The sequence below is a fragment of the Aeromonas sp. HMWF014 genome, from assembly GCF_963878295.1.
Classification (GTDB): Bacteria; Pseudomonadota; Gammaproteobacteria; order Enterobacterales; family Aeromonadaceae; genus Aeromonas; species Aeromonas popoffii.
Genome location: NZ_CAWNYS010000171.1, coordinates 1 through 4,066, shown reverse-complemented (window position 1 = coordinate 4,066; position 4,066 = coordinate 1). Strand labels below are relative to the sequence as shown.

Here is a 4,066-nt window from a genome sequence, read left to right as displayed (position 1 = left end):
AGTGTGGCATTCGCCATGCGAGAGTAGGACACTGCCAGGCACCCAACATTAAAAGCCCGCTCATCAGAGCGGGCTTTTTTATTGCCTAAAATCAGTCATTTATAAGCTATAAAATAGCTTATTCCCTTCTTCATTGACCCTGACTGGCACAGGGTAGCTCCATATTGGCCACCCCATCTTCCAGCTGGATATCGATCTTGAAACCAAGACGCTTGGCCAGATTGATCATGCCGCGATTGCTGGGCATGGTCATGCCGGATAGCTGACCAATGCCCCGCTCTTTGGCGTAGCGCACTATCTTCTCCATCATCAGCTTGCCGAGCCCAAGTCCTTTCAGGTCGGAACGTACCAGAATGGCAAACTCTGCATCGGATTGATCCGGGTTGGAAATAGCCCTTACCACCCCGAGGATCTGCTGACTGAAGACCCCGTCCTGTCCGATGGCTACGAAGGCCATCTCCCGGTCGTAATCGATCTGGGTCATGCGGGCCAGCTCTTCGTGACCCAGTTCACCCACATCGGCAAAGAAGCGCTTGTACCTGTCTTCATCAGATACCTTGAGCACAAACTGCTTATGTGCGGGTTCATCCTCAGGCCGGATCGGGCGCAGCAGCACATGACTCTGATCCTTGAGCCAGGCTCCCTCTTCCAGTTCGGTGGGATAGGGGCGTATGGCTAGCGTATTACGTCCCTGCACCACAGGCATCAGCGTCAGGCTGGCATCCAGAATGACCATCTCGGCCCCACATGCCTGCAACGGATGCAGGTCCAGCTCCTGGATCTCGGGGAAGGCCAGCAGCAGCTCTGACAGCTGGCACAGCACTTGACCCAGTGCATCGATATCGAGTTTTTCGGGTGTAGCTTGCTCGCGGATCTTGCGACTCTTGAGGGCACCTATGATCTGGTAGCGTGCCAGCGCCTGGTTCAATGGCGGGAGTGCGGCCACCATCTCTTGCGGCTCGGCCCCCGATTCGCCGAGCAGGATGACGGGGCCGAAGACAGGATCCTGTTGCAGGCGGATCCTCAGCTCCAGACCGCCGCTGCGGCGCGCCATCCGTTGTACCAGCAACCCTTCGATACGTGCCCCCGGGTCGTGTTGCCTCACCCTGTCGAGAATGGCATCCGCTGCCTGGGCGACTTCGGCCGAGGTGCGCAGGTTCAGCATGACGCCGTGCACTGCAGACTTGTGGGTAATATCCGGTGAGCGCAGTTTGACCGCGACGGGATAGCCGATCTGCTCTGCGGTCAGGGTGGCCTCGATGGCATCGGAGACGATCCAGGTCGGCAGAGTAGAGAGCCCGGCGGCTTGCAGTATGGGGTGAACAAGGTGGGTATCAAGTGTGAGCTGTTTGCGCTCCAGCGCTTGGTGGATCAACTGCTGACATAGCTCGACGTTGAGCTTGTCGCCCTGCAGGGAGGCGGGCGTTTCCATCAGCTGCTTCTGGTTGCGGCGATATTCCACCATGTGCATGAAGGCGGCGACTGCGCTCTCCGGGGTACGATAGGTCGGAAATCCAGCCTCGCTGAACAGACGACGTCCCTCTTGCGCCGAGTATTCTCCTGCCCAGTTGGTCAGTATATTGAAGCGTCTGGCCCTGGGATGTTGTTTGACGTAGTCGATCAGGCTGCTGGCCAGCGCGGCCCCGCGCGCTGTGAGGGAGGGGGCGTGAATGAGCAGGATAGCGTCGGCGTTATCCCCTTGCAGCAGGGTCTCCAGCGCCTGCTGATAGGCGGCAATATCGGCATCACTGCCGATGTCCCGTGGCGGCATGGCCAGTTTGCCGCCCCGCTCCAGCAGCACGTCGACCGCCATGTTGGCCAGTCCACGGCCATTGGAAATGATGGCCAGTCTTTCCCCCTTGAGGGTCAGGGAGTGGCTCAAGGTTTCGACTGCGGCAAACAGCTCGTGGGTATCTCGCACCCGCAGCATGCCTGCGCGCCGAATGGCTGCATCGTAGACGTTGTCGAGGCCATTGGCCGGATCGTGGCGACCGCTCTTGAGTACCAGAATGGGTTTGTTGCGTGAGGCCGCCCGCGCTGCCGAGAGGAAGTGGCGGGCGTCGTGCAGCTTGTCCATGTAGAGCAGGACGGCGCGAGTGGTTCCATCGCGGGAGAGCTGATCCAGCAGTTGGCCGAAGTCGATGTCACAGTGATCGCCGAGGGAGATAAAGGCGGAGAAACCCAGCTCATGTTGCTTGGCCCAGTCCAGAATGGTGGTGCTGACGGCGGCTGACTGGGAGAGAAACGCAACCTGGCCAGGTTTGGCTGCGATGGGGGAAAAGCTTGCATTGATGCCCTGACCCGGCAACAGCATGCCCATGCTGTTGGGGCCGAGCAAGCGAATGTCGTATTGGCGACTCAGCTGTTGAAGCTGTGTTCTCTCCTGCATGGAGAAGTCGGCAGCCAGTATGATGGCCGCTCCGGCGCCTTTCTTGCCCAACTCTTCGATGAGTGGCAGTACCCGTTCGCGTTTGGTACATATGATGGCGAGATCGGGGGAGAGCGGCAGGCTGCTGATATCGGAATAGGCCAGTACGCCGGCGATGGCCTTGCTGTGCGGGCTGACCGGCAGTATGGGGCCCTTAAACTGGCCCGCGAGCAGGTGTCTGATGACTACATGACCCGCCTTCTGCGGGTCGGTTGAGGCACCGATGACGGCGATTGACTGGGGTTTGAAGAGCCGATCTAGGCCGCTTGGTTTCATGGGCACTCCCGTGGGTGGCGGATGGTGCCAGTGTAATACGCTTTGACTGCCTGTTCTGTGACCGGTTGCGGATCACTGTTTGGTGAGGGCACTGGCTCGCAGATAAAACTTCATCTTGCCCTGGATCTGACGCACCGCCGCCATATGGCGTTCCTGCAGATAGATGTCCTGCTCTTGATCCAGCGAGGTCTGCGGTACACCCATGCTCTGCAGGTACTCTTCAAACAGCTGTGAGCTGTTGATTTCGATCAGATGACGCATCATGGCGAGGCTCCTTCCATTCAGGCTGAACGTAGATTCTAGCCTGTGACCACCGTCTCGTTATGACCATTGTCAGATTTGACACGAAGAAGCTCACACATCTGCGGGGGAGTTCTCTGGTTGTCGGGCCTGGAACCTGCTGCGGGATCATCCTCATCCGGCAAGGGGATGAAGGGTGTTTTGCCAGGGTTCACCCCTTGACTGACTGGCATTACCCCGGGCTCACCATAGGTCAGCGCCGCTACCTGCCTGCTCAAGACGAACGGTCCCAGGATTGTGGTCGGCAGTTTGTAGGAGGCTTTGTTCAACATGCTGCGCAAGCAGAGTGCGCGACTTCATCGGAGCACAAGCCGCATCCGGATGTGAACATCGAGTCTCATCTGGTGTTTCGTTATCCGCTGGCGCTGCTGTTTTTTTATCTTGCCAAAATATCCCGAGCTGGCACAACGCATTGAGCTCGGGTTGCAGCGGGTGCGCCAATCGGGTGTGTTCGAGCGTTTTGTTGGGGAGGGGGTTGGCAGTACTATTCGTCGGCTGACGCTGGATAACCCGGATCTTCCCGCCAGCTGCCGTGCCATGATGGCCGACGTGGTCAGCTCGTCAGCGCAGTGACCCCTGGCCGCGCGCGGTATCCCAGAAGGCGCGGATTAGCGGCTCTTCCAGCCGCTTCTTGAGTACGGCGATGCCGACATCGAACGGCTTGAGCGCCGGTCTGGGCTCGACTATGCGCACTTTCTCCCCCATGGGGCTGTGATCGATCACGGCAGCAGGCACCAGCCCGACGCCAAAACCGAGCGCCACCATGGCGACTATCCCCTCGTTGCCCGCCACCTCGGCATAGATGTTGGGGGCGATGCCCTTGTTGCGAAACCACTGGTCACATCGCTTTCGCGCCAGACCCTGCTCGGAGAGGATCAGCGGCAGCCGCTCCCAGTCGGGCTCTCCCTGCAAGAACCACTGGTTGGGTTGAGGCGGGTTGCGTGGAGCGATGAACACCAGCGGTACCTGTTGCAGGCTAGCAAATTCCAGCTTGGCGGAGAGCGCATCCGGCCGCGCGGCGATGGCGAGATCGGCTTCGTCGGCCAGGATCCTGTCCACTGC

Annotated in this window: 3 protein-coding genes and 1 pseudogene; 1 reads left to right on the top strand and 3 read right to left on the bottom strand. The window is 59.4% G+C overall.

What is annotated here, in order from left to right; genetic code table 11:
- Window positions 1–130: 130 nt before the first annotated feature.
- Both AAC083_RS06750 and AAC083_RS06745 read right to left on the bottom strand, forming a co-directional pair.
- Window positions 131–2,704: a bifunctional acetate--CoA ligase family protein/GNAT family N-acetyltransferase gene (locus tag AAC083_RS06750; RefSeq protein ID WP_108536154.1), complete on the bottom strand. Its 2,574-nt coding sequence runs from the start codon at window positions 2,702–2,704 to the stop codon at window positions 131–133.
- Window positions 2,705–2,776: 72 nt separating this feature from the next.
- A complete protein-coding gene (locus AAC083_RS06745) occupies window positions 2,777–2,968 on the bottom strand; it encodes a hypothetical protein (protein WP_042034788.1) in 192 nt (63 codons plus the stop codon).
- Window positions 2,969–3,111: 143 nt separating this feature from the next.
- On the opposite strand from AAC083_RS06745, the pseudogene AAC083_RS06740 reads away from it, so the two are divergent.
- Window positions 3,112–3,577, top strand: a pseudogene (locus AAC083_RS06740) (hypothetical protein); the annotation flags it as partial.
- On the opposite strand, the gene AAC083_RS06735 reads toward AAC083_RS06740, so the two are convergent.
- The coding region (locus AAC083_RS06735) for a LysR substrate-binding domain-containing protein (protein ID WP_258224620.1) at window positions 3,566–4,066 on the bottom strand (501 nt) is incomplete at its 5' end. The pseudogene AAC083_RS06740 and the gene AAC083_RS06735 overlap by 12 nt on opposite strands.

Excerpts from the sequence above, each read along its gene's own strand:
- AAC083_RS06750 (WP_108536154.1), bottom strand. The coding sequence starts at position 2,704 with ATGAAACCAAGCGGCCTAGATCGGCTCTTCAAACCCCAGTCAATCGCC.
- AAC083_RS06745 (WP_042034788.1), bottom strand. The coding sequence starts at position 2,968 with ATGATGCGTCATCTGATCGAAATCAACAGCTCACAGCTGTTTGAAGAG.